Here is a 24,681-nt window from a genome sequence, read left to right as displayed (position 1 = left end):
GAGTATTTTCCCGACAGCCTGGTTTTTTGTGCATCAGCGTCCCCGTTTCATCACGGCTTCACTGTGACGTCTGATTCTGTGTCAGTGCGGTAATGAGCATTTGTCCGACCGGGCTGCCAAGCCCAGTGCATGGATCCCAGCCAGCTTTCGCTTGATAGGCGCCGTCCGGCGCATCAGCAATGTCGTTATTGCCGCTGGTGATGTCGTGAAACGCATCGGAATCAGAGCCAAGGCTGTATAGCGTCGGGTTGAGATAGCCGACGGCATGGCCCAACTGTTGATTGGCGATGGCAATCAATCCGGCCCAAAGCGGGGCGACGGCACTTGTGCCGCCCATGGCGTACTGTTGACCGTCCACCAGGATTTGATAGCCTGTATCCGGGTCTGCGTCACCTGCCACGTCAGGCACGCCGCGTCCGACTTGGCCGCCGGAATTCGCCGATGGTGGCACACCCGCGTTTTGTTGCCAGCTCGGGAGCGCAAACACGTCGCTGACGCCGCCGCCTGTGGCGCCTCCATTCGCTCCGTCGTTCCAGACGACCTCACTTTCGATGGTCCCCTCCCCTGTTGCCGTCAGACTGGTTCCACCGCAGGCCAGCGCGTAAGGCGATGACGCCGGAAAGTCTACGTGAACTTTGCCATCCCCGACATTGTCCGTCGAGCCATTATCTCCTGCAGCAACACACACTGTAATGCCGAGTGCAGCGGCATCTTGGAAGGCTGAGTTCATGGATTGCATCGCTTGTTGGGTCCATGAACTCTCCGGCGCGCCCCAACTGATGGAGAGGACGGATGGGTGATTGGTGGTATCGTGAATGGCCGTCGTGATGGCGTCCAAAAAACCGGCATCCGTGTTCGCCGTAAAGTACACGGATGTATGCACGCCAGGGGCTACGGACGCAGCGACTTCGATGTCGAGCTCGACCTCGCCATCCGGGCCGTTTGCATCGCCAGTCGGTTGATTTGTCGCGCCATCGACAGAGACGGACGTGACATTTGGCGCTGGCAGGCCGAGATCGGAAAAGTACGTCTGTATCGAATTCGTTTGATAACCACCGCCGAGTTCTATGATGCCAATGCATTGGCCTGTGCAATCGACGGACGGGAAGTTGTACAATGCAGCGACTTGAGGTGGTGTATACGTGACGGGTTCGGTCGCGGTCGCGCGCATCTCTGCAGTGCGCGCCTCGGTTGTGCGGATGCGGAAATGCGTTCTTGCCTGCGGGCGATTATCCAGGCCCAAGACGGCAATGACGATTTCATGCAAGTGACTGGGGATGTGGATAGGCCCAGTGTGTCCGCGATATGTGAAACTTGGGTGTTCAAACTGATAGAGATCAACCTGAAAAGCGGAAGTGAATGACGAGAGGGCGCCGGATAGCACCACGGTTCGCGCTGCTGTGTTGACACGTTCTACAGTCAACTGGTGCGCCTCTGCGAATAATTTGACAAGCGCGATGTCAGCGGGATCCGCTCCGTGCGCAGCCTCAAATTCAGCGTGGCTCAAGTGTTGACGCTTTGCAGGTGGTCGCTTGCTCAATTCGGCGATGTAGTCATCGAGGTTGGATGTGCTGCGCCGCCGCAGGATGAGCGTCACGGTGATGTGATCTGCCGGATTGGCCAGGCCAATGCGTTTGGCGCCAGGCACAATTGTTCGATCACTACCGACCAGCGGTATCCTACTACTGTCGTTTACTACGTTGTTTGTTGGTTGGTCCATTGCGGTTCAGTCCCCTTTCCAGTGTGTTCAGGAGATATGACAACAAGTGGAGACTTCATTTTACCATAACGGTTGGCAGGATTAAGTTCATTTTTGATATTAAATACGCAGTTTCATGACGCATTATCATAACTCCGGTGTTTCTGCGATATCTGGGGATTCTTTCAGCCTTCGTCCGAATTGGTCTTCACCCTGGCGAATGGCGGGAAAACAGACACCGACAACGCCACATAAAACCAATAATATACCGGATGCGAGATATATACCCGAAGGGGGAATGCGGTCCATCAACCACGAACCCACAAATAGCCCCAAGGGATTGCCGACACCGGCAAAAAGGCCGAATGCGGCCATCACACGGCCGCGGATTTCATCAGGCGCTAAAAGTTGCAGAGCCGTAAATAATGGAATGTTCATCAACGTAATGACGACAGATGCGAATACCAGCGCCAGGATGGATTCTGTAAGATTTGCGAACACAGGTAGGCTGACGAGGGCGAGACCAGAACCAGCAAGCGCGAACAGCAGGAGTTGCCACATGTGAAATCGCTGTGATAGCCGTGACGCGACGATGGCGCCAACTACGCCACCTACCGCCCAGGAGGCTTCTAGAAAACCGTACCCACGTAAGCCGGCATGCAATACCACTCGGCTAAAGACAATGGTGAGAATGCTAACCGGGCCGGCAACGAAATTGAGGATTGCGACATACAATCCGAATGTGCGCAGCGACGGACGCTGCCAAATGAAGCGTATGCCTGCAAGGCTGTCTCGCAAAAAGCCTGATGCACCGCGTTGGCCCTTGCTGCGAATGGTAGGAACACGTAGCATCGCAATGGATAGCGCGGAGAGTAAAAAGGACACCCCGTCTAATAAAACGGCGTTTACGGGATGGAGAACGGCGACCAGCATGCCGCCAAGTGCATATCCCGTCAAATTGATGATATTGCTGGTCGCGCTGAGCAAGCTGTTGGCGCTTGTCAGTTGGCGTTCAGGGTCTGGTAGTATCTTGGGCAAAACGGCGTTCTGCGCCGGGCCGAATAGATAGGCAGCCATCGTCAATAAAAATGACGCAGCGTAGATGCCAAATGTGCCAGCGTGATCGAATGCCATGAGCGTGCCCACGGTCAGGACCACAATTCCCCGGAAGACATCACTGCTGACCATCGCCGCTTTTTTGGGCAGTCGATCCGCCATGGTTGCGAACGCCTGAGACACGAAAAGTTGAGTCAGCATCGGTATCAAGACGACGACAGCTGTGTCCAGGGCAGAGCGGGTTTTCCCCAACACGTACCACATGGTCGCCATCGAGAACAGCATGTCACCAAGCAGCGACACAACTCGGCCGCTCCAAAATACCATAAAAGTGGGCAATCTCATGAGCCCCAACCATGTGTGACTGTTGGCCCTTGTCTGTGATTCTCCCATCATTTAGCCCTCCACCTCAGGTTTCATGTATGGTGATCACGCTGGGTCATATGCGCCGTGGTTCTCGCGCAAGATGACGCGTTTGGCATGCTCAAGGAGTTCTTCTAACCGTTCTCGATTCAGTGAATAGTAGTAACGATGCCCCTCACGTTCGACATGAAAGACATCTAGGTGATAGAAAAAGGACATGTGATGTGACACCGCAGCGGCTGAAATACCCAAGTCCAGCGCTAATTCCTGACCATACCACCGCCTTTGCGACAGGCGATTGACGATATCCAAGCGCGTTTTGTCAGATAACGCTTTGAAAAGGACAGCCAACTGTTCCCAATCGGCATCCGGACCTAGATATGTGCCCGAGTTGGTGTCAATGATGATCCAGTCTGCTTCTTCATCAGGTCTTGGCATAATGGCTGACGCCAGATGTAATGGACTGATGTGGATTCGCACGCGTTTGGTAAATATTGATGTGTCTGCCTTTAACGTTTGTTTAAAGAACCGAATTGGATCTTTCTGAAATGCCATCGTGTATCGGGGAATGGCACTCGTCCCGATAGATGCCAGTTCATTTTTGATGGCTTGATAAGCCTGTTCGTAAAAACCTTTGAAAAGGTATAGCAGGCGGTGTTGGGTTTCTGCAGGATGACGTAGACATTCTAGAAATGTGGAAACTGCTGGTCTTGGTTCTTTCTCTTGTTCCATCAGTAATTTTTCGGTTTCAAGACACCCCGCTTCGACATTCCCGTGCCACAAAGTCATCGTCAACTGTTCCGGCACTTGCTCCTCGAATGCCAAACGGGCCAGGTATTCGAGCAATTTCCGTGGATCTAGCTGTTCCAGCACCCCAATCAACTCCGGGACTGAGCGCAGTTGAGGATGTTCCAATGCGAGGAAGAGCAGTGGGGCTTGGAAACTTTCGTTTCCCTCTGGTCGGCGGCAGAAAAAGTCCAATTCTTGCCTCAGATAGTTGGATAAGTTCGTCCTTAGACCCGCAGTGATTTCGCTGATGTTGTTATCTGCTGCCAAGCGATACTCCTGCAAGAGCGCTTCTATCAAGTCGTAGTTTGCTGCGTGGTACATGGATCTGATGAACTCCATCGGTTCATGGTACTCAAACGAGACATCTCTCAATAAACGCTCCCTTATTTCCTCCAATGTGTATGCACCCTCTTAGATTATATATATGGTTAATTTATAGATCTATCAATAACATTAATCAAGTGTTAAATGTAAATTGAAATTCATTTTGACAACTGCGGTTGCATGCTGTGCATGTGGATTGTGAGGTGAACTGCTTTTTGTGGGAAAGCAATATCGAGATCGAAAAAGGGTTATGCCGCAAAGGATTTGGCGGAATGACATTTACCACACGTCCGCCCGCGCCTACATGGAGGCGGCGGACGGTTTCACTGATTTTCGCATTTCACTTCTTCGGCCAACTGCGTACGACACATAGGGAATGCGACTCAGCCAGTGTGAAAGCACCATAGATGCCAAATAGACAAACAGGATGCAGACTGGCCACAATCCATAGTACAACCACTTCGAAGGCCCAGAGATCTTCAAGAAATTGAGCACTTGCTCAACGTAGACAATGAGCATCGGCTGAATGAGCAGGATGCCAAACGATGCGTTGGATGCGGTTTGCATAAAGCGGGTGACCGGCTGCCATGCCTGCTTCATTCTTCGCTTGGCCCATGCAACGCCCATGCACAGCAGAGCGATGGAAATGACGAGACTGTACGGAATCATAATCGGCTGCACCACCATTTGCGCGGTCGACTCCGACTCGCCAAACACGAAGATGTCGAGGAAAAAGTGGGCCCAGAGCACCGCAACACTGGCGCACAAAATGGTGACCACGGTCGTGATGTGTTGTTCAATAAAGTGCCTGATCTGCTCATAGTGACAGGCGATGATGCCGCCACCGATATACCAAAACTGGTATGTGAGGATGAACTGCTCCCGATATTTGACGATTTCCGCCAGAACCGGCGGCAATGAATTCGCTGGAATCCCCGGAATGACGAATTTGCATACGGCCATGAGCAAAAGTTGCAGAACGAAGCTGCCGATGAAGATGTGCAAGTGATACCGTCTGAACTTTTGCAGCCCTTGCAGAATCAGTGGGAACAAAATATAAAATTGCATCGTGACAAAGAGGAAATAGAGATAATATTGATTCCCTGTCAAAACGGAACCAATGAAGTTTCTGGACATATCCGGGAAATCCCAATAATGATGCAGCGGGTAGTAGAGGCCTTTAAAGATGATGTAAGCCATTATCCACACCAGATAAGGGATGCCGATGAGCAGGAATCTCTTTTTCCAAAACGTGACGACGCGAAGTGAACCACCATAATAGGTCACAAATAATACGAGGCCGGTAATCAACATGAACGATTCTCGCGTGAAGTGCAACGACGTGATCGCTGCACCAAATGCGAGAAACAAGGGCGTCTTGTAGGCAGCCATGGTCAGGTACACGGTTGTCACATGGACACATACGACTGCGAACATAATTAGCGCGCGCATGAAGTCAATCTCATAGAGATGGCGTTTCGCCACTTGGGTACCCCCTATTCACTGTTTGCAGTCTCAGTGAACAGGGTAACTTTTCTTTTTTGAATTTTAATTGATTTTCATATGCATGCGTTGGCCACAATGGCTGAACAGATTCATTCAGCGAAATCAAAATCGTCTATTTGCGCAATCACCGGCTGTGACCACACCCAACTGTTCGCTGGCGTTTCAGATGGGTTAAAAAATACGTATGCGTTTGGCACTACGTCATCTTTGTCCTGCAGGACATCGATGGCTGCTTGAATGTTCATGGCATCTGGGGTCCCGTAAATCGTCCCGTTTTCAACGCTCGTAAATTGATATGCGCCGCTAATGACTTGGAAAACGACGTCAGCTACCGTATCTCCGCCGTATGCGCCATTTGCCATGCGATTTGCGATGACATCTCCGACGCCAATCTGTGCTTCTTCCGTTTCACCGTCCGCTTCCGCGTGGATGACACGTTCCATCCAATAGAGGTTTTGCGCGACAGTCGATGTCGTGGGAATGGCGATTTCCTGTCCGATTTGTAGATTGCCCGCTGTCGCAGAAGGATTATCCGCCAGCAAATTGTTTAAGGATATCCCGTAGTCCGCGGCGATTTTCCATAGTGTGTCACTTGGCTGAACGACATATGCCGCAGATGTAACAGCATCTGATGATGTGGATGACGCACCAGTTGATGAATCTGGAATGTTGAGCGCGGTGCCTACCAGTAAATCCGCCGGGTTGACACTCGGATTGGCACTTTCCAACGCGCTGATGGAGACATGTTCAGCTTGTGAGATGGTCCATAACGTCTGACCTCCCTGGACAGTGTATGTAGCAGCAAATGCCGATCCGACGCCAGCCAAAAGTGTCGCAGCGGCGGTCGCTGTGCCAATAATCCATGATTTGATTCGCATATGTTTTTTCCTTTCATCAAAATCCAGGTGATTGTTTTGTCTTGGACAGTAGGTTATGCACACTATCAAAACATTCATTCAGTCTTCCATCAACCAACGATTTATTCCATGTGAAATCCTGTATTTTCTTTTGTGATCAATTGGATGATCGCGATGATAAGGATGGCAAGCCAGACCCTAAGCAGCTCTGAAAGGCTGGCGTGTTGCCCTGAACGACGGTGTCAACTCTGGCGCGTTTGGGAACACTCTCCTCAAAGCTGATCGAGGAGGTGGGTTTTGCACATGTTGTCGAAAAAGGCGACCATCGGGGCACGTGTGCCAAAGATGAACATCGAAGACGCGCCATTGACGTCTTTTCATCAAAGGTTGACCGTGTACTCCTCCGGAGGGCCATTCCTCGATGGATACACGTTGAGCATCATTGGCGTGGCGCTGCTCCAATTAGGTCCGCGATTGGATTTGGGCGCAGTCTGGAGCGGTTTGATTGGCGCATCGGCCTTGATTGGGCTGTTCATTGGCGGTTTTTTCGGTTATGTCACCGACCGTGTCGGGCGGCAATTGATGTACACAGTTGATCTTATCGTCTTCATCGCGGGTTCCATCGCCCAGATATTTGTCGGCAATGCGGTGGAATTGTTTATCTTGCGCTTGATTCTCGGTATCGCAGTGGGCGCGGACTATCCGATTGCCACTTCTTTGTTGGCGGAGTTTGCGCCACGCAAACATCGCGGCGCGATGCTTGGCATGCAAATTGTGGGATGGTATGTCGGGGCCACAGTGGCTTATATCGTCGGCGGACTGCTCATCCAATTTGGCGGATCTGAGGCGTGGCGGTGGATGCTTGGCAGCAGCGCGATACCCGCCATCATTCTGGTCTTTATGCGCAAAGGCACGCCTGAATCGCCGCGCTGGCTGATGAGCAAGGGGCGCAAGAAAGAAGCTCGCAAAGTGGTTAAAGAAGTTTTTGGTGAAAACGCGTCCGTAGCAGAAATCGCTGAAGATACGCAGGAGACGTCCTTTCGCATGGTATTTTCCGATGGCTATTTGCGACGTGTGCTGTTCGTCGGATTATTCGAGATGTTCCAGGTGGCCCCATTGTTTGCGCTCTACACGTTCGGGCCGCAAGTGTTCAAGGCATATGGCATCGCGCAGGGCGGATTCGCCAACTTGGGTCTCATCATCATCAGCGTGCTGTTTTTAATCGGCTGTATTCCCGCGTTGTTCTTGGTGAACAAAATGGGCCGCCGACCGATGATCATCTGGACATTTCTCGCCATGACCATTGGCATGTTGCTATTGGGTCTCTTCCCGCACGGGCCGCTTTGGATCATCTTCGTCGGCTTCTTTGTGTACGCGATTTTCTCCGGCGGGCCAAACGTGTTGGATTGGATTTATCCGAATGAGCTCTTTCCCACCGAAATTCGCGGCACAGCGGTGGGCATTGCCACATCCATCAGTCGCATCGGCGCTTTCGTGGGCACCTTTATTCTGCCCATCGGTCTGAACACCATTGGCATCGGTCCGACCATGATGATTGGCGCCATCGTGACATGCGCAGGTTTGCTGGTCTCCATCTTTATGGCGCCTGAAACGACGAAAAAAACATTGGTCGAGGCCAGTTCCGTCGACAACGGCTGAACAGATGAGATGATCATTCCGTACACGATTGTTTCGTTTTACTCAAACCGATCTCGAACTCCGAGCATCATCGGACAAACGTCGATGGTGCTTTTTCTTTCCGCGTATATTGAAGCGGTTGCCACAAGCCCAATGTAACTACCTCATCACTTGAAGAAATGGGTATTTGATACGAGATATAGGCCTTTACGGCATTCGACCACATTTCATAAATCTACATAAACCTGTATGTCGGTTCCTTGAATGGGGGTGTACAAGTGGACGACTTCAAGAAGGACATTCAAAAGCTCGATCTCGGCGATTTACATGCTGAACAGGTGAAGCCGACCGAAAAGACGGGGCAATATGATACAGTGCTTTTCCGCTGCGGCGGTTGTTATCGTTGTGCTGGTTGCGGTGGCTGTGGCGGTTGTTACCGCTGTGCTGGCTGTGCAGGTTGTTATCGTTGTGGCGGCTGTTATCGCTGCGCAGGATGCTTTGGCTGTTTCCCCTGGTAATCTTGTTTTGATTCTTCCGGTTGCGCACGCACATACGCATACATGTATTCCCCCCGTCCAGCAAAGCGGCATGCGGACGGGTTTTTTTATGGAACGGTATCAGCCCACCGTCGATATGATGAGGAAATGAATGTGTCATCGTGCCTAAAGTTCATCTTGCTGAAGGAGGATCAGCATGGCGAGTGTCCAACCTTGGATGCGATTGAAGGTGAAGGCCGATACGTTTTTTCTCCCTGACGCCGACGGGACGGTTTATTTCCGCAACAATGCCGGATCGTTCAGGATGGAAGGAACGTCGGTGCAATCGTGGATCGAAAAACTGCTGCCTGTCCTGAACGGACAGCATACGTTGGCGAGTCTGACGGACGGACTGCCAGCGCCGTATCAAGACCGAATTTACGAGGTTGCAGGCATCCTCTACGCCAACGGGTTTGTGCGAGATGTCAGTGAAGATGCCAAGCATCAGTTGTCCGAACAAATCTGTGCGTACTATGCCCCGCAAATCGAGTTTGTAGATCACTTGATAGGTTCTGGGGCATCCCGGTTTCAGACTTACCGAAATGCAAATGTTCTGGCGATAGGGTCTGGCGCGCCGCTGGTTTCGCTGGTTGGGGTGCTGTTGGAGTCCGGGCTCTCCACAGTCCATATGGTGGGTATGGACGCCGATGGGACAAATCTGCAGAGACTGGAGGCGTTCTTGGCCTCGTCTCAACGCTTGGACATCCGTGCGGCAATCCGAGATTTTACGCATCAAGTGAGTGGTTCGGATGCCCTGCGCGAGGCTGTAGAGACCATGGATGCGGTGGTCTATATATCCCCGACGGGAGACATGGATACGCTGCGTGAAATTGAATCCTTTTGCAGCCAAGCGCATAAATGGTTCTTGCCCGCGATTTGTCTGGAACGGTTGGGCATCGTGGGTCCACTGCTCAAGCCGACCGATGCTTCGCGCGTCATCACGACTTGGGACGCCATGTGGCGGCGGATTCATCCGTCGGTTTTCCAACATGACCTTCACGTGAGCGGCTTTGCATCGACGGCAGGCGCCGTGTTGGCCAATGTGCTTGTTTTCGAATTGTTCAAGGCCATCACGGGCGTGGAGGAGGCAGATGCAAAACATCACTTCTACACGTTGGATTTCGAGACGCTCGAAGGGAAATGGCATGACTTCATCCCAGGACAAATGGAACTGGGGCATGGGGAAGCGCGGTTCATCGCAAATCTGCAAGATCAGCTGACAACCACAACGTCGACGAACATGGCTGATGTGTTGGCTTACTTCGCCAAATTGACGGATAGCACTTCGGGCATATTTCACATTTGGGATGAAGGGGGACTGACACAACTGCCGCTGGCGCAATGTCGAGTGCAGCCGATTCATCCATTTTCGCCTGGTCCGGCAGAACTGTTGGTGGAAACGGTGTGCGCGGGATTGACACACGAGGAAGCGCGGCGTGAAGCGGGGATTGCGGGAATTGAAGATTACGCGCTGCAATTGAACACAGGCTCAGCAAACGATGGACAATTTATCGGCGTTGGCGCGGGGATAACCACGGCAGAAGCGATTGGGCGGGGCTTGCTTCGTTGTCTGATGAATGAACTCACGCAGACGCTACAGCATACCCCAGCCACGATACAGTTGGTTGAACTGAAGCAGATTCACGATGAAAAGTGCAAGTATTACTTTGAGACCATGTGCGCGGTTGGCATGGACCCCGTCGTTGGACTCGGACCAGAAGTCCTCGGTTTCCCTGTCGTTTGGGTCGGCAGCCACGGGCGTTTTGTCGGCAGTGTTGGATTTTGCGTCGGCATGGCGTTCCAGCGCGCCCTCGAATACACCTTGTTGCGTGAAATCCGGGCGGAGGAAGACGGCGCGGTGCGGGATGCCAGATGGGTTGTTGTCGATCCAGCGCATGCACTGAGCGAAGCGGCGGCGATGGCCATCGAGATCGAACCGTGGCTTGGGTTTGACGCCCATCACGCAGAGGTCGTCTCCGCGGTGGAAGCGCTGGCGCGCCAGGGGAAGGAAGTCACGGTCTTGGACCTAGCGCTGGAGCCCTTTTTGACGGAAATGCTGGCGGGCGTGTTTGGTGTATCCATCCGACAGGGGGCATCACGATGACGGCGCGTATTTTGGTCGCGGGAACGGGCGTGCTTGCAGACCATGTGTGCAAGCGATTGACCGTCGAAAACGTGTGTGAGGTGATCCGCCAGCCTGAAGTGGAGGCCGCAGTGCCTGCGGACATCTGTTTGGCGCTTGTGCTGGACGATGCTTGGCAACCGCACGTGCATTCCGCCGCTGAAAACATCTATCGCCCGGCTGGGGTTCCTTGGCTGCGGGGGTTTGTCGCTTTTGGCAACGGGATCATCGGTCCACTCGTTCGTCCGCATGGCGCTGGCTGTTCACAATGTGCGGACTTGCGCACATTGATGGCGGAAGCTGATCGCCGCGAGATGTTGGCGTTGCGCATCCAGTTTGCGACGCAAGGCGGGGTAGAACGAGATGCTTGGGCGACCCGGACTGGGCTCTTGCACATGGCGAACATCCTCGTGGCCGAGGCAGTGCGGATATTGTGCGATGGCGAGGCATGTCGCATGGTGGACCATATCGTGTGCACAAACTTGCAGACCCTGGATACGACGCGACACTTCATTTTGCCCAATGCGCAATGTCCTGTTTGTGGCACATTGCCGGAGGATGCGCCGGAAGCAGCTTTGATTCCACTTCATTCTAGCCCGAAACGGGACGAAAACAGCTTTCGCAGCACATCGTTGGCAGATTTGCAGGAAAAACTGACACATGACTATTTGGATTACGATACGGGGCTGCTCAACGGTAAAGTGCACGACTTAATCACCCCATTTGCCGCCGTCAGTGTCAATCTCCCGCTCTTGGTCGGAGACGAGGGCACCTCTGGTCGATCCGACTCGTATCCGGAATGCGAACTGATTGCCATTCTAGAGGGGCTGGAGCGATACTGCGGCTTGGAACCGCGCGGCAAGCGCACAGGCGCCATTTTTGACTCATATGCGAATCTGCAAAGCGATGCCTTCGATCCGGCGAAGGTTGGCTTGCACGGCCCAGCGCAATATGCCCGGCCTGATTTTCCCTATCAAGCGTATGACAGAGATACCCCGATGGACTGGGTGTGGGGATACTCGCTGACCGAAAAGCGGCCCATCTTGGTGCCAGAGCGGTTGGCCTACTACAGTTTGGGCGGTCAGGACGGGTTCGTCTATGAAACGTCAAACGGCTGCGCCCTTGGCGGCAATTTGGTGGAGGCGATTTTTCATGGCATCCTCGAAATCGTGGAACGGGACGCTTTTCTCATCACGTGGTATGCCAAACTACCTTTGCCTAGTATCGATCTCGCCGCTCATACAGACCCTGAATTGAAATGGATGGTGGAGCGCATCCGCGTCGTCGCAGGTTATGACATGCATCTCTACAACGCGACGATGGAAAACGGGATTCCAACGGTCTTCGTCATTGCGAAAAACAGGAAATCATCTGGGCTCAATCTGCTTTGCGCGGCGGGTGCGCATCTGGACCCGATGCGCGCGGTCAAAGGCGCCATGCAGGAGACGGCTGGTATGTTGCTGCGCTTTGATGAAAAGCTGGAGGCAGAGCGAGCGACCTATTTGCAAATGTTGCGCGATTCGACGCTTGTCCGCCATATGGAAGACCACTCAATGCTATATGGTCTGCCTGAAGCAGAGTCGCGGCTGGCGTTTTTGTTGGGAGGAAAACGGCCCGTTCAAACGTTCGCGCAAGCGTTCAAGTGGGATGCGTCGCACACAGATTTGACAGACGACCTGGAGGATCTATTGAATCTCTTCAGCCAGTTGAACCTCGATGTCATTGTCGTGGATCAAACGTCGCCTGAAATTGCGAGAAATGGTCTTCATTGCGTGAAAGTGTTGATTCCAGGCATGCTGCCGATGACCTTCGGCCATCATTTAACGCGCCTGGAAGGACTGGATAGAGTGCTGCGCGTGCCGATGGCGCTTGGGTATACAGATAGACCGCTGACCCGGGAAGAACTCAATCCCTATCCGCACCCATTTCCCTAACCCCCTGAGCTTTGGAGTGAGCGAAATGCAATTGGATGAATTTTTGCATCATCTTCATTTTGACACCGATAAAGTGCGTCCCGTGGATTTGGTGGTGGACTGGGCGGATGCGCCGCTGCCTTATAAGCTGTATCAGGATTTACCGGTCACTTCGCTGTCGGCTGAAGTTCCTGTATCGCTGCATGCGGTCCGGTCACAGGAATCGAGCGTCGGGATCGAAGAAATCGGCGGTTTTCTCTGGTATAGCTATGGTTTGACACAACTGTGCCACACACTTTTCCCGCTAGGTGAGGGAGAAAAAGCGGCAAATGTCATGCAGATGTTGCGGCGGTATGTGCCTTCCGGCGGCGCGCTCTATCCGAGTGAACTGTACGCATACTTAAAGTTGGAAGGTCTGGCTCCTGGCATCTATCACTACGATGTCGCGCATCACCGCTTGGTGTGCTTGCGAGAGGGGAATTTCGACCGATATCTGGCGCGCGCACTTGGCCATCGTTGTGACATGACATCTTGCTTTGGCGCGCTTTTTGTCTCGACGATGTTCTGGAAAAACTTTTATAAATACAACAACTTTGCTTATCGGTTGCAAGGACTCGACGCTGGCGCGCTCATCGGGCAACTGCTCGAAGTGGCCAAACAGTGCGGGTACGCTGCGTTTGTCGATTTTCAATTCCTCGATAGGGCCATCAATCACTTGCTTGGCTTATGTGACGAGGAAGAGAGCGTATACGCGGTCGTGCCGTTGGCCCTAGCGGATAGCGGGGGATTCATAGGGCAGGCGGATTTGCAAGGGACGAGCGGGATCGAATCTGCGGATGTGCTTTGCCGCGAATTGGCGGAACTGCCGCACAAGCACTATGTGAAATCGAAGAAAATCACAGGCTATCCGCTTTTGATCAAGATGAATGAAGCTGCGATGATGCACTCGACGCAGGCTTTCACCTACATGCCAAAGGCACAGCAGGAGACGGGGTACACTGCTGGTCCGATTGTGAACTTGCCGAATGAAGTTCAATCGTCGGATTGGGATTTTATAGACCTTTGTCGCCAGCGATATTCACCGGGACTGGATTTCATTCCGGGTGGTGTGGGGCTTGCGGAGCTATCCGCTTTACTGGCGGGGGCGACATCGTCGTGCGGGTACGGCGATGATTTGGCTTTGGCGAACGAGACATGCGCGCCAAGATTGGCCATGGCAGGCTGTGTGCATGGTGTCGATGGGCTGGAGGATGGGGCGTACATCTATGATCATCGGGCGCATGGCTTGCGGCTGCTGCGCGCGGGGGATCATCGCATGCATTTGCAGTTGGGGATGTCGATGCCGACCGTCAATCTATTTCAAGCGCCGCTATGTCTGCATGTGGTAGGTTGCCGCGACTTTTATCGGACACGGTTTGGCTATCGCGGCTATCGCATTCAGCAGATGGAAGTCGGGATGCTGTTGCAACGCCTGCTGTTGGCCGCTGCAGCGCTCGGCATGGGGGGACATCCATTGCTTGGTTACGACGAGGGCGTCTGCGATGACATCTATGACTTCGGGCAACAGGGCAGGACGTGTCTGATTCAGGTGCCAATGGGGTTTTATCGAAAAACGTCTCGGTTTGAGGGGCTTTTGTGGGGATAACTGTGTGGCCATGTCATCCACAATGACCTTATCGCCTTCAATGTGTGATGCAAGCTCTTCCGCCAGTACGAATTGATTCGGAAACAAGCTACGAACTTGCTACGCTCGCTGGCGCACCGCCGACTGCGCAGCCAACACGAGCAAGCTAAGCGCCATGCATTCATCGGACGACTTAATTCAAAGCCACGTTAGTGGCAAGACAAAAAGTCACCCCAATCTGGCGCCTAAACCAAGAGGGGTGACTTTTATTTATGTGAACGAAAAGCGACTATGATCGTTACTAAGAGTGCCAGAAGAGCAAGAAGAAACATGCCCGCCTGAAATGCAACTTCTAGTGCGCTGCACTTCCAATTGAGATTTTACTGCTTAAATCCGGGCTCCCTTAATGGCTCCTTCTTCGTCTGCATCCTCGTCCACAGCGTCGGATGCTGGTGTGTCATCGCCATTTTGCAAAGCGACAATGGTCTTAAATTTCTGATCGACAACCCAATACGTGACAACTGCCGAAATGCTGAAGAAGAGGGTGATCATCAAAATCGACAACGCGTGGTGAATGGATAGGGAGAACCAGACCCATAGGGCGACTAGATTCAAAAGTGTGAGATAAGGTTTCAACAGGTTCAGCTTGACTGCGTACAGAAACAGCTGCGAGGTCTTTAACCGCACGTGCGCCATCAGCGGGAAGACGTGTGTGAGCGTAGACAAGGCAAAGAGGGTGATAATCCCCATCACAATCAGGCCTAGCGTGCTGAATTCTGTATGCACCATCAGGAAAAAGCGATAATCAGCCCACGCAATGATGCCTACGACACCAAAGACGATGGCAGTGATCCAGCTTTGCACAATATTTTCCTTGAAAGACAACCAAAAAGTTTTCAGCAAAGGGGGTTCATCTTTGTAGACGAGTTTCCTCGCGACGGAAAACAAGGCGGCAGTGGCTGGCGGAATGGTGACGAGCGGGATACAGAACGCGATGAACAACAAGTTGAGCAACAAACATTGGTACAGAAACGACAACACCTTATATATCGGGCCGTTAAAGGAAAACACGGGGCAAAACTTCCTTTCGCAATGCTGTTTCTTCCGACATGGACGAAAAAACAATTCTCACTGTAGCGAAGACACGGTTGAATCGCAAGTGTCTTTTTTTTAATTGACAACGCTGTCATTCGTCTTTTATATTAGACAACAGTATCCGTTTTCAAGTCTTGTTTCAAGAGGAATGACATCGTTATCACTTTAAGGTGACAACGATGTCAAATGTCTGGCGAGTTTGAGTTCGGATGAGATCGCCATGTGTGATGCATTCTGTACCAGCAGAAACTTGAGATATCAGTCATCGGATGGAGCGCACAAAGGCAACGATGTATTTATCAGCGTATCAATTTAAAAGTTCTTAATGTTTGGTGGGTGAGGGTATGACAACCATTCACGACGTTGCAAAATTAGCCGGTGTATCGCCAATCACGGCATCCCGCGCGTTGAACAAGCCGGACATGGTGCGTCCATCCACACTGCAGCGGGTGAAGGAAGCGGCGGATCGACTTGGCTATCAACCGAATTTCGTGGCCAGAAGCCTGCGCACGGGTCAAACGCGCATTGTCACGCTCGTGGTGAATCAGAAAACCACGTATGACCCACTCATGTTTGAATTTGCCACAGGCGTGAGCGAGTCATGTCGAGCGCATGGGTATTCGTTGCTCATTTATCCAGCGAAGGAACCCAATAGCGCACTGGATGAACTCATTGGCAAAGTCGATGGTCTGATTCTGACCGATATCGCCGACCAGGATTCAAGAGTGGAGGATCTGCTTGGCAAAATCCCCATCGCGATTTTTGGCGAGAGCCGACATCGCATTCCCCAGGTGGACATCGACGACGCGTGGGGGGCGATGACGGCGACCGAACACCTGCTTGGCCTGGGTTATCGGGACATTGTCATGGTGACGAGCGACGTCAAGCTGTTGTTTCTCAAGCACCGCATGCAGGGATACAGCAACAGCATGATATCAGCCGGGCTGACCCCAAAGTTCGCATTCGGCTCACTCGATATCCTTGGTGGGGAAGCCGCGATGGGGACGCTGGATCAACTGCCCGAGGCTGTGTTGTGTGTGTCCGATAGTATGGCCATTGGCGTCATGCGTTATCTGAATCTCAGAAACTTGCAGATTCCGGTGGTTGGATATGATGGCGGGTACTTAGGGGAAATCACCACGCCGACACTGACATCGGTGAAACAGCCATTTTACACAGCTGGTGAACAGCTGGCCCAAGGCATGTTTCAACACTTGCGATCCCGCCGGTCGACAAAGCAAGTCATCCGACCGACGCTGGTAATTCGCGAGTCCACATGGCCCAAGGCCCCGGATACAGCAGGTGAATCATAACCACTTTGCGTGATTACAAATCACGTCATGAAGCTTCATATGTGGCAGAGGAGGTTGTTCAATGGGCACGTACAAGGAAAAAAACCATCAACTGACGGATCCCTATGTGACGGCTGGCAATCGCGTTTATGTGATTGGCGCCCAGAATGGGCTGTTCCCGGATGAGGGTGGTCACATTGCGGGAGAAATGGCTGGTGTTTGGAATCATCCCATCAAATTGTTGGACGGGTTCTTTGTCGGCATCCGGGATGAAGCGGGCACGCGGTGGCCAACGGCCAAGGCGTTTCGCACATATTCGTTTTACACAGAGCACCATTACGACGAAGCGGGTTTTCAACTGGTTCGCCGTCAATTCGTGCCAGACAATGAAGAGTTGGCATTCATCACGTTTGAGGTCGTCAATCAGACGGCAACGCCTTTGCAACTAGACTTGATTTTTGCCGTCAAGTCGGATCTTCGCCCCGGTTGGTTGGGCGAGGAGACAGACGGACAGGACGTTGTCGCTGTGCGGGAAAACAGCCTGGTGTTCAACGACAGCGCCAATCCGTGGTCTGTTGCAGTGTGTTCGGATTTGGACGCGCAGCAAACAGAATCCAGCAGTTTGGGCTGCCCGTTTGAAACCAAAGGAAATGGCGCATTTGGCGCGCTCATTCTCCCGCTTACTTGCGAAGCTGGACAAACGGCTACTGTGACTGTCTGCATCGCAGGTTCCTTGACCGACTCGGACAGGGCGACAGAAAGGGTTAAAGACGGATTGAACCGTTACGAGTCACTTTGGCAAGCCAAGCAACAGCGCTATGAGGAACTCGACAACACAAGCAAAGTGACCGTGCCTAACGCGGATTTGAATGACACCGTCCGCTGGGTCAAGTTCAACACGGATTGGCTTGTGCGCGATGTGCCCGCCATCGGAAACGGCCTTGGCGCAGGTTTGCCAGAGTATCCGTGGTGGTTTGGCTGTGACAACGGTTACGCCTTGCAGGGCGTGTTGGCAGCGGGAGCGTTTTCGGTCGCTGAAGATACGTTGCGCTTGTTAGCTTCCGTTTCCGCGCGGGAGAACGGCAACGGTCGGATCATCCACGAGGTCAGCACGACCGATGTGGTGTTCAATCCTGGCAACACGCAGGAAACGCCGCAGTTCTGCATGACGGTGTGGGAGACGTTCAAGTGGACTGGCAATCTCGAATTCCTGCGTGAAATGTATCCCGCCGTGCAGAAGGCCATCGAATGGACGATATCCATGGCCCCGGATGGGAACGATCTCGCCGTAGGCTACGGCATCATGGAAGTCGAGAACCTGAACGCCAAGCTCATTGACACCGCGGTATACACAGAGCAGGCGTTTGAGGCGTATGCGCAGATGTCGACATTGCTCGGTTATGAGGATGTTGCCACACAGATGCGTGAACGGGCAGAGAAGCTGCGCGAGGAAATATTGAATCGCTTCTGGTTGGCCGACGAAGGCCTATACGCAGATGTGCTCGTTGACAGCCAAGGGATGAATCAGCATCTGTATCTATGGGCGGATCGTCAGGACAAAGAGGGCCGTCATCGGGCAGCAGAAGAATATCGCAGTTTGATAGACAAGGACGCGCATGGAGAACGGCCGTTTTTGCTCAAGAATTGGGTCATCAGCACACCGGTTGAAACGGGCATTGCGCCAAAGGCGCAGGCCGAGCAGTTGCTGGCGCGCATGCGGACGCCAGAATTCAAGGGTTCCGCAGGTCTGTATCTCTCGGGGATTGATCAGACACACATGATGACCATCTCCACGTCCGTTCAAGCAGTTGCGGAATGTCGTTACGGACATGTGGATGAGGCGGTTGAGTGGTTGGAGCAATTGGCAGCCACCCGCGATTTGCGTGTACCGGGCTCCATTTCAGAGATGTCACCTGATTACGGCTGTTTTGTCCAAGCCTGGACCATCTATGGCGCCATGGTTCCGATTGTGCGCCACATGTTTGGTGTCGATCCGCTGGCACACAAACAGTGTTGCTCGATAGACGTTTGCATGCCGAAGACCTGGAATACGGCCAAGTTGGAACGGCTTCGCGTCGGGGAAAACGACATTTGTTTGCAGTATGAGCGCGTTGGGGACGAAGAACAGTTGACGATTCGAACGACGTTGGACTGGACGTTCCAATTTGCGCGTCCTGTCACCGTACTTCAGCAGGCGGGTTTACAAACGCCAGTGTCTGATTTGCAAATTAGCGCCGGAGAAACGGTTACGGTTCGCTTCGGATAAATGTGTCAGGATGGGGCGTCCGCAAGGAGGTGAGCGACGCACCTGCATATGTCGGAGAAATACATGCAACCTTAAGTGGATAAACGAAGAAATCGCACTGATTATATCATTTATTTTCTAGCCATTACTTTAGAGGGGGAAATTCAAATGAAGAAAAAAGCTCGCCGTTTAGCTGGGACATCTTTAGGGTTGACCGTGTTGTCAGCAGGTATGTTGTATGGCTGCGGAACCCCATCCGGCAACCAAAGTGGCAGTGGGCAAAGTGGCTCAACAGGGACCATCACGCTGAACGTCGCAACATACGAAGGCCAAGGCACTTCTTTGACAGACCAACACAAAATCGCTCAGGCCTACATGAAGCTGCATCCAAACGTGAAGATCAATATCATCTCCATCCCGAGCAACTACGATCAAAAAATAGAAACAGAAGTCGCCGCCGGCGATGCGCCGGATATGTTCCAGATTGGCGACGGTGACGTGTCGATGTATGCGAATAAGAAGAGCATCATCAATTTGTCGCCGCTGTTGGCCAAGAACAATGTCAACTTGAAGGCGTATTATCAGTCCGTTCTCGACACAGGCAAAGTCAATGGCCAAATCTACACCATGCCCAAGGACTGGAGCGATCTCGCTGTCTACTACAACAAGAAGATGTTCCAGGCGGCGCACATTCCGCTTCCAACGGCAAATTGGACGTGGGCGCAACTGGCTGCCGACGCCAAAAAGCTCACCATCACGAAAAACGGCAAGACCACACAATGGGGTGTTTTGCTCCCGGGTGACTCGACGCGAGAAGTGGAGCCCATCGTGTTTGCCTATGGCGGCAGCATCATCAACCCGAACGGGAACTCCTACACGGGTTATCTAAACAGCAAGGGCACAGCAGCAGGTTTGACTGAATACCAAAGCATCTACAATAGTGGCGCCGCTCCAAGCGCTTCTACGGTCAATGGATTCCAGGGTGTGGATTTGTTCCAGGCGAAAAAAGTCGCCATGGAAGTGTCGGGGGATTGGCCGAACGCCAACTACAAGACGACACCGGGGCTGTCTTATGGTGTTGCGCCACTGCCTGCTGGACCAAAGGGGAAAGCGAACACCATTTGTTATTCCGGCTGGGGGATTTCCTCACAGTCCAAGAACCAACAAGCAGCATTCAAGTATCTTGAATACCTCGCTGGACCGAAGGGTGAAGCGCAGTTGACGAACTATTCGCTCGTCTCTTTGCCAGCTGTTGCAAAGACTCAAGGCCAAGACAACGACCCAACTTTGAAAGGGTTCCTGGATGGCGTCCCGTATATCAAACCGCTGCCGGATCTCATCAGTCCATATTGGAATGCGAGCGGCAATACGCAGTTCCAAGACGTCCTTGACAAGATGTTGGCCAACCCGTCGCTGGATATCCAATCCACTTTGAATTCAGCGGCAACTGCGGCAAACAGCGCGCTGCAACAGGCCAAAGCGCAGGATTGAGCTGTAAACCAGTTGCCGATGCGCGACAGTCAGACCGAAATCACCTGGCTGTCGCGCACGAAGGAAATGGTTCGCCCCTGAGCGACATCCCTCAGGGTGCTTTGAACCTTCGTTGAGCAGGAGGGTAAAACAAATGGGAGTCAGTTCTTTGCCACTCGAACAGAAGCCGAAAGCGAAAAAATCAGTCCAGAGAAGGCGTGAAACAGTGACCTTCTATCTGCTGATAAGTCCTTGGATTGTCGGTGTGTTGGCTTTTATCTTGGGGCCAATGGTTCGCTCTCTGTACTTGAGTTTCACCAACGATGACCTATTAAGCCCACCGCGTTGGGTGGGGTTGCTCAATTACAAGACGATGTTGCACGATCCTCTGTTCTGGCAGTCGCTCAAGGTGACCTTTGTCTATTCTATTATCGCTGTGCCTGCGGGGCTCGTGGCTTCATTGGCCATCGCGCTTTTGCTCAACAACGCGGTTGTTGGCATGCGCTGGTTTCGAACGATATTTTATCTGCCATCCATCTTGCCGGGCATCGCTGTCATGATTCTCTGGGTCTATATCTTCAATCCCAATCTCGGACTCTTGAATTCCATTCTCAGCGATTTCGGCATTCATGGACCGCAATGGATTTTCAGCAGCCGCTGGGCCTTGCCGTCACTCATCATCATGAGTTTGTGGACAGCAGGCGGCAATATGCTCATTTGGCTCGCGGGCCTAAAAGGCGTGCCGGAATATCTCTATGAGGCCGCGTCGCTCGACGGCGCCGGAACATGGGCGAAGTTCCGTCATGTGACCATCCCGATGATCACGCCGACGATTTTCTTCAATCTAATTATGGGACTCATCGGCGCGCTGCAGACCTTCAGCCAAGGGTACGTTATGACCAACGGCGGCCCGCTCAATTCGACGCTCTTCTTCAACCTGTTTCTGTTCAACAACGCGTTCGATAACTTCCGTATGGGATACGCGTCAGCGTTGGCTTGGGTGCTGTTCATCATCATCATGGTGTTTTCCTTGATTGTCATTCGTTCGTCGTCAGCTTGGGTTTATTACGAAGGGGAGAGGAGATAGGAACATGGCTCAAATTCACTCACAGGGATCGTCAAAGTCAGTTTCCATGTCCCCGTCTTGGAATGGTCGATCCGCTCGGCGCATCTTTTCCCTTGTCATCATATACGCCCTGTTGATCATCTTTTCTATCGCGTTCATCTTTCCTTTCCTTTGGATGTTGTCCACTGCGCTCAAGCCAAATTGGCAAGTTTCACAGTGGCCTGTTCAGTGGATTCCGCATCCGATGTTGTTTAGCAACTTCGTCCATGCGTTCACTGTCCTGCCGTTTGGCCGTTGGTTCGTGAACACCTGCATCATTACAGGGCTGACCATCGTTGGCACCCTCTTGTCTTGCACGGTCGTCGCCTATGGATTTGCCCGCTTTCGCGCGCCGGGACGCAATGTGTTGTTTGTCGTGTTATTGGCCACGATGATGTTGCCTTCTTCGGTCACCATCATCCCGCTGTTTGAGTGGTTCCGCGAACTGCATTGGATCAACTCCTTTAAGCCGCTGATTGTGCCGCAGTTTTTTGGCAACGCCTTTTTCATTTTCTTGCTTCGCCAGTTTTTCATGACGATACCGGTGGAACTTGAGGAGTCGGCCAAGATTGACGGTTTGGGCACACTCGGCACGCTCGTTCGCATCATTCTGCCCCTTACGATTCCAGCGCTCGCCACGGTTGGGGTGATGCAGTTCAATGGCACGTGGAACGACTTTTTCAATCCGTTGATTTATCTGGATGACCCGAACAAGTACACACTTGCGATTGGGCTCAACTTCTTCAAAAGCGAACAAAATGTGCAGTGGAACTATCTCATGGCGGCTTCCACCGTCATCATGCTACCGTCCCTGATTCTCTTCTTCTTCGGACAACGGTTCTATGTGGAGAGCATCACGTTAACCGGAGTGAAGGGATAATGACAATATAACTGTGGGGGATACATGTTGGATTACCTAGTGATTAAAGATGAGGATTTGTTTTTGTTGACCGACGTTTTGGGGAACATCAGCCCCGAATCGGAAAAAGGGCTTTATACACATGACACCAGAGTGCTGGACACGTACGTGATGACACTCAACGAAAAGCCGTTATCACTTTTGCACAGCTCCTGCGAGAAAGGATATATCTCCACCATTCACCTCACCAACAAGGAAGAAGTGAATGATGGCGCGGTCAAGGTGCGGCAGGAATCGCTTGAAATCAAACGTGAGCAGATTGTGCAAAAAGGGGTCTTCTACGAGCGGGTGACATTGTTCAACTATGCTCGGGAAACCCTGCCGGTCAACATTGGATTGTCCTTCGGCTCCTCCTTCACGGATCTATTTGAAGCACGTGGCGTCGTGCGGCCAGCGCGTGGTCGGGACTTGGAACCCGTTTGGGAAAATGGCTTTGTTCGGCTTGGTTACGAGGGCTTGGACGGGGTTGTCCGTCGGATTGAGGTGCGCTGTGACGCGGCCACGAAAACAGAAGCAGGGAAGTTTGAGATATCCGGGGTATTGACGCCGGATCAACCACTGGTCATTGATATCGCGGTGCGCGCGATGGTCGGCGACGAAGCTGGTTTGACACGCTCCTTCTCCGAGGCATTGTACGCACTTGAACATGCGCACGCCGAGTGGCTGAACAACTGTATGCAGGTCACCACAGACAACGAAGTGTTTAACGCAATGGTTGAGCGAGGCCTTGTCGATCTCCGCGTCTTGTTGACGGATCTCGGATACGGCTCGTTCCCAGTGGCGGGCATTCCGTGGTTTGCAGTTCCATTCGGACGCGACAGCATCATCGCTTCACTGCAACTGCTGCCGTTCAATCCTGCCATCGGAAAAGGCACCTTGCGCACCCTTGCGCACCTGCAGGGACACGAGGTCAACGCTTGGCGCGCCGAGCAACCGGGGAAAATCTTGCACGAGATGCGTCGCGGTGAAATGGCGAATATGAAAGAAGTGCCTTATCAGCGATATTACGGTTCCATTGACGGTACACCGCTATTTCTGATTCTTGCGGTCGAGTATTTCCGTCTCACGAACGATCTCGCCTTTATCGAGGAAATCTTGCCGAATTTGAAACGCGCCATCGCTTGGTTGGACGAGTATGCAGATGTGGATGGCGACGGTTTTACTGAGTACCACGTAGAGGGATCCAATGGACTGAGCGTCCAGTCGTGGAAAGATTCGTATGACTCGATGATTCACGTGGACGGCCAGTTGGCTGAAAGCCCAATGGCTGTCGTTGAAGTGCAGGGCTACGTGTACCACGCTAAAATGGGTTTGGCCGAGTTGCTGCCGCGCTTGGGCGAGGACGAGTTGGCCGCGCGCTTAGGCGCCGAAGCAGAAGCGCTCAAACAGCATTTTAACGAAGTGTTTTGGATGCCTGAAAAAGAATATTTCGCGCTTGCGTTGGATAAAGACAAGAAACAAGTTCAGATTACGACTTCTGATCCCGGGCATTGCTTGTGGTCGGGCATTGTGGACGAAGAGAAAGTCCAACCACTGGTCGATTGCCTGATGAGCGACGGATTGTTTTCCGGCTGGGGCGTTCGGACGGTCAGCAGCGAGGAAGCTGTCTACAGCCCCATCAGCTATCACAACGGATCGGTCTGGTCACACGACAACTCGCTTGTTTTGATGGGGTTGGCAAAACAAGGCGCAGAAGAAGCTGTGAATCGCTTGTCCGAAGCGCTGCTGAAGGCATCGCTGCAGTTTGACTACCAACGTCTCCCAGAACTGTTCTGCGGACATGATGATTCCCTTGGTTCCATTGTTCGTTATCCTGTGGCATGTATCCCTCAAGCATGGGCTGCGGGGACACCGCTGGTCATTGCCCAGGCGATTCTGGGCGTCGATGTGGACGTGGCGCGCAAGGTGGTGCGCTTGTCGCCAACTTGGCCGGATTTCGTCAATCGGATCGAGGTCAAGCACATGCCTGTGGAGAACACCGTGGTGTCTTTCGCCATCGACAAACGGGAGGGCCTTCAGTTGCTGGAGTCGAATGGATACAATGTGGAACTCAAGCAGACGGAGGGGATTCCCCAACCGCTCTGACAATCAACGGCCGCCATGCATGATGCGCCTTGCACCATCATGA

General features: G+C 52.6%; 17 protein-coding genes. 11 read left to right on the top strand and 6 right to left on the bottom strand.

Annotated features, from left to right (window positions below):
- Nucleotides 1-58 precede the first annotated feature (58 nt).
- The 5 genes from ACFSB2_RS12795 to ACFSB2_RS12775 form a co-directional block, all read right to left on the bottom strand.
- The gene (locus ACFSB2_RS12795) at nucleotides 59-1,720 is read right to left on the bottom strand and encodes a S53 family peptidase (RefSeq protein ID WP_377943452.1); all 1,662 of its coding nucleotides are present in this window, start codon (nucleotides 1,718-1,720) and stop codon (nucleotides 59-61) included.
- Between the two features lie 126 nt (nucleotides 1,721-1,846).
- Entirely contained in the window at nucleotides 1,847-3,148 is a 1,302-nt protein-coding gene (locus ACFSB2_RS12790) for an MFS transporter (RefSeq protein WP_377943451.1), read from the bottom strand.
- A 36-nt stretch (nucleotides 3,149-3,184) separates the two neighbouring features.
- On the bottom strand, nucleotides 3,185-4,303 hold the full coding sequence (locus tag ACFSB2_RS12785) for an ArsR/SmtB family transcription factor (RefSeq protein WP_377943450.1): 1,119 nt from the start codon (nucleotides 4,301-4,303) through the stop codon (nucleotides 3,185-3,187).
- Nucleotides 4,304-4,531: 228 nt separating this feature from the next.
- Nucleotides 4,532-5,716 carry an acyltransferase gene (locus tag ACFSB2_RS12780; protein ID WP_377943449.1) on the bottom strand — a complete coding sequence of 395 codons (1,185 nt, stop codon included), beginning with the start codon at nucleotides 5,714-5,716 and terminating at the stop codon, nucleotides 4,532-4,534.
- 110 nt (nucleotides 5,717-5,826) lie between these two features.
- Complete coding sequence (locus ACFSB2_RS12775; protein ID WP_377943448.1) at nucleotides 5,827-6,615, bottom strand: LysM peptidoglycan-binding domain-containing protein; 789 nt, start codon at nucleotides 6,613-6,615, stop codon at nucleotides 5,827-5,829.
- Nucleotides 6,616-6,897: 282 nt separating this feature from the next.
- Here ACFSB2_RS12775 and ACFSB2_RS12770 point away from each other — a divergent pair, with 282 nt between their 5' ends.
- From ACFSB2_RS12770 to ACFSB2_RS12750, 5 genes are all read left to right on the top strand, one after another.
- Nucleotides 6,898-8,253 carry an MFS transporter gene (locus ACFSB2_RS12770; protein WP_377943447.1) on the top strand — a complete coding sequence of 452 codons (1,356 nt, stop codon included), beginning with the start codon at nucleotides 6,898-6,900 and terminating at the stop codon, nucleotides 8,251-8,253.
- Between the two features lie 257 nt (nucleotides 8,254-8,510).
- The gene (locus ACFSB2_RS12765) at nucleotides 8,511-8,750 is read left to right on the top strand and encodes a heterocycloanthracin/sonorensin family bacteriocin (RefSeq protein ID WP_377943446.1); all 240 of its coding nucleotides are present in this window, start codon (nucleotides 8,511-8,513) and stop codon (nucleotides 8,748-8,750) included.
- 175 nt (nucleotides 8,751-8,925) lie between these two features.
- Nucleotides 8,926-10,872, top strand: coding sequence for a putative thiazole-containing bacteriocin maturation protein (locus ACFSB2_RS12760; RefSeq protein ID WP_377943445.1), 1,947 nt, complete (start codon nucleotides 8,926-8,928; stop codon nucleotides 10,870-10,872).
- Complete coding sequence (locus tag ACFSB2_RS12755; RefSeq protein WP_377943444.1) at nucleotides 10,869-12,824, top strand: TOMM precursor leader peptide-binding protein; 1,956 nt, start codon at nucleotides 10,869-10,871, stop codon at nucleotides 12,822-12,824. The genes ACFSB2_RS12760 and ACFSB2_RS12755 overlap by 4 nt, the downstream gene beginning before the upstream one ends.
- A gap of 25 nt (nucleotides 12,825-12,849) precedes the next feature.
- Nucleotides 12,850-14,448, top strand: a complete 1,599-nt coding sequence (locus tag ACFSB2_RS12750; protein ID WP_377943443.1) for a SagB family peptide dehydrogenase — start codon at nucleotides 12,850-12,852, stop codon at nucleotides 14,446-14,448.
- A 366-nt stretch (nucleotides 14,449-14,814) separates the two neighbouring features.
- Here the strand turns inward: ACFSB2_RS12750 and ACFSB2_RS12745 are convergent, their stop codons facing one another.
- Entirely contained in the window at nucleotides 14,815-15,498 is a 684-nt protein-coding gene (locus ACFSB2_RS12745; protein WP_377943442.1) for a YesL family protein, read from the bottom strand.
- A 368-nt stretch (nucleotides 15,499-15,866) separates the two neighbouring features.
- Between ACFSB2_RS12745 and ACFSB2_RS12740 the strand changes: the two genes are divergently transcribed.
- From ACFSB2_RS12740 to ACFSB2_RS12715, 6 genes are all read left to right on the top strand, one after another.
- The gene (locus ACFSB2_RS12740) at nucleotides 15,867-16,835 is read left to right on the top strand and encodes a LacI family DNA-binding transcriptional regulator (protein WP_377943440.1); all 969 of its coding nucleotides are present in this window, start codon (nucleotides 15,867-15,869) and stop codon (nucleotides 16,833-16,835) included.
- Between the two features lie 61 nt (nucleotides 16,836-16,896).
- A complete protein-coding gene (locus ACFSB2_RS12735; RefSeq protein ID WP_377943439.1) occupies nucleotides 16,897-19,080 on the top strand; it encodes an amylo-alpha-1,6-glucosidase in 2,184 nt (727 codons plus the stop codon).
- Nucleotides 19,081-19,227: 147 nt separating this feature from the next.
- Nucleotides 19,228-20,550 carry an ABC transporter substrate-binding protein gene (locus ACFSB2_RS12730; protein ID WP_377943438.1) on the top strand — a complete coding sequence of 441 codons (1,323 nt, stop codon included), beginning with the start codon at nucleotides 19,228-19,230 and terminating at the stop codon, nucleotides 20,548-20,550.
- 133 nt (nucleotides 20,551-20,683) lie between these two features.
- Nucleotides 20,684-21,616 carry a carbohydrate ABC transporter permease gene (locus ACFSB2_RS12725; RefSeq protein WP_377943437.1) on the top strand — a complete coding sequence of 311 codons (933 nt, stop codon included), beginning with the start codon at nucleotides 20,684-20,686 and terminating at the stop codon, nucleotides 21,614-21,616.
- A 4-nt stretch (nucleotides 21,617-21,620) separates the two neighbouring features.
- Nucleotides 21,621-22,514 (top strand): carbohydrate ABC transporter permease, encoded by an 894-nt coding sequence (locus ACFSB2_RS12720; RefSeq protein WP_377943436.1) that lies wholly within the window; start codon nucleotides 21,621-21,623, stop codon nucleotides 22,512-22,514.
- A 27-nt stretch (nucleotides 22,515-22,541) separates the two neighbouring features.
- The gene (locus tag ACFSB2_RS12715) at nucleotides 22,542-24,638 is read left to right on the top strand and encodes an amylo-alpha-1,6-glucosidase (protein ID WP_377943435.1); all 2,097 of its coding nucleotides are present in this window, start codon (nucleotides 22,542-22,544) and stop codon (nucleotides 24,636-24,638) included.
- The last annotated feature ends 43 nt before the right edge of the window (nucleotides 24,639-24,681 follow it).

This window comes from Alicyclobacillus fodiniaquatilis, assembly GCF_042678105.1.
GTDB lineage: Bacteria > Bacillota > Bacilli > Alicyclobacillales > Alicyclobacillaceae > Alicyclobacillus > Alicyclobacillus fodiniaquatilis.
Note: the sequence above shows the minus strand (reverse complement) of the source record. Positions and strands in the feature narration are given on the sequence as shown.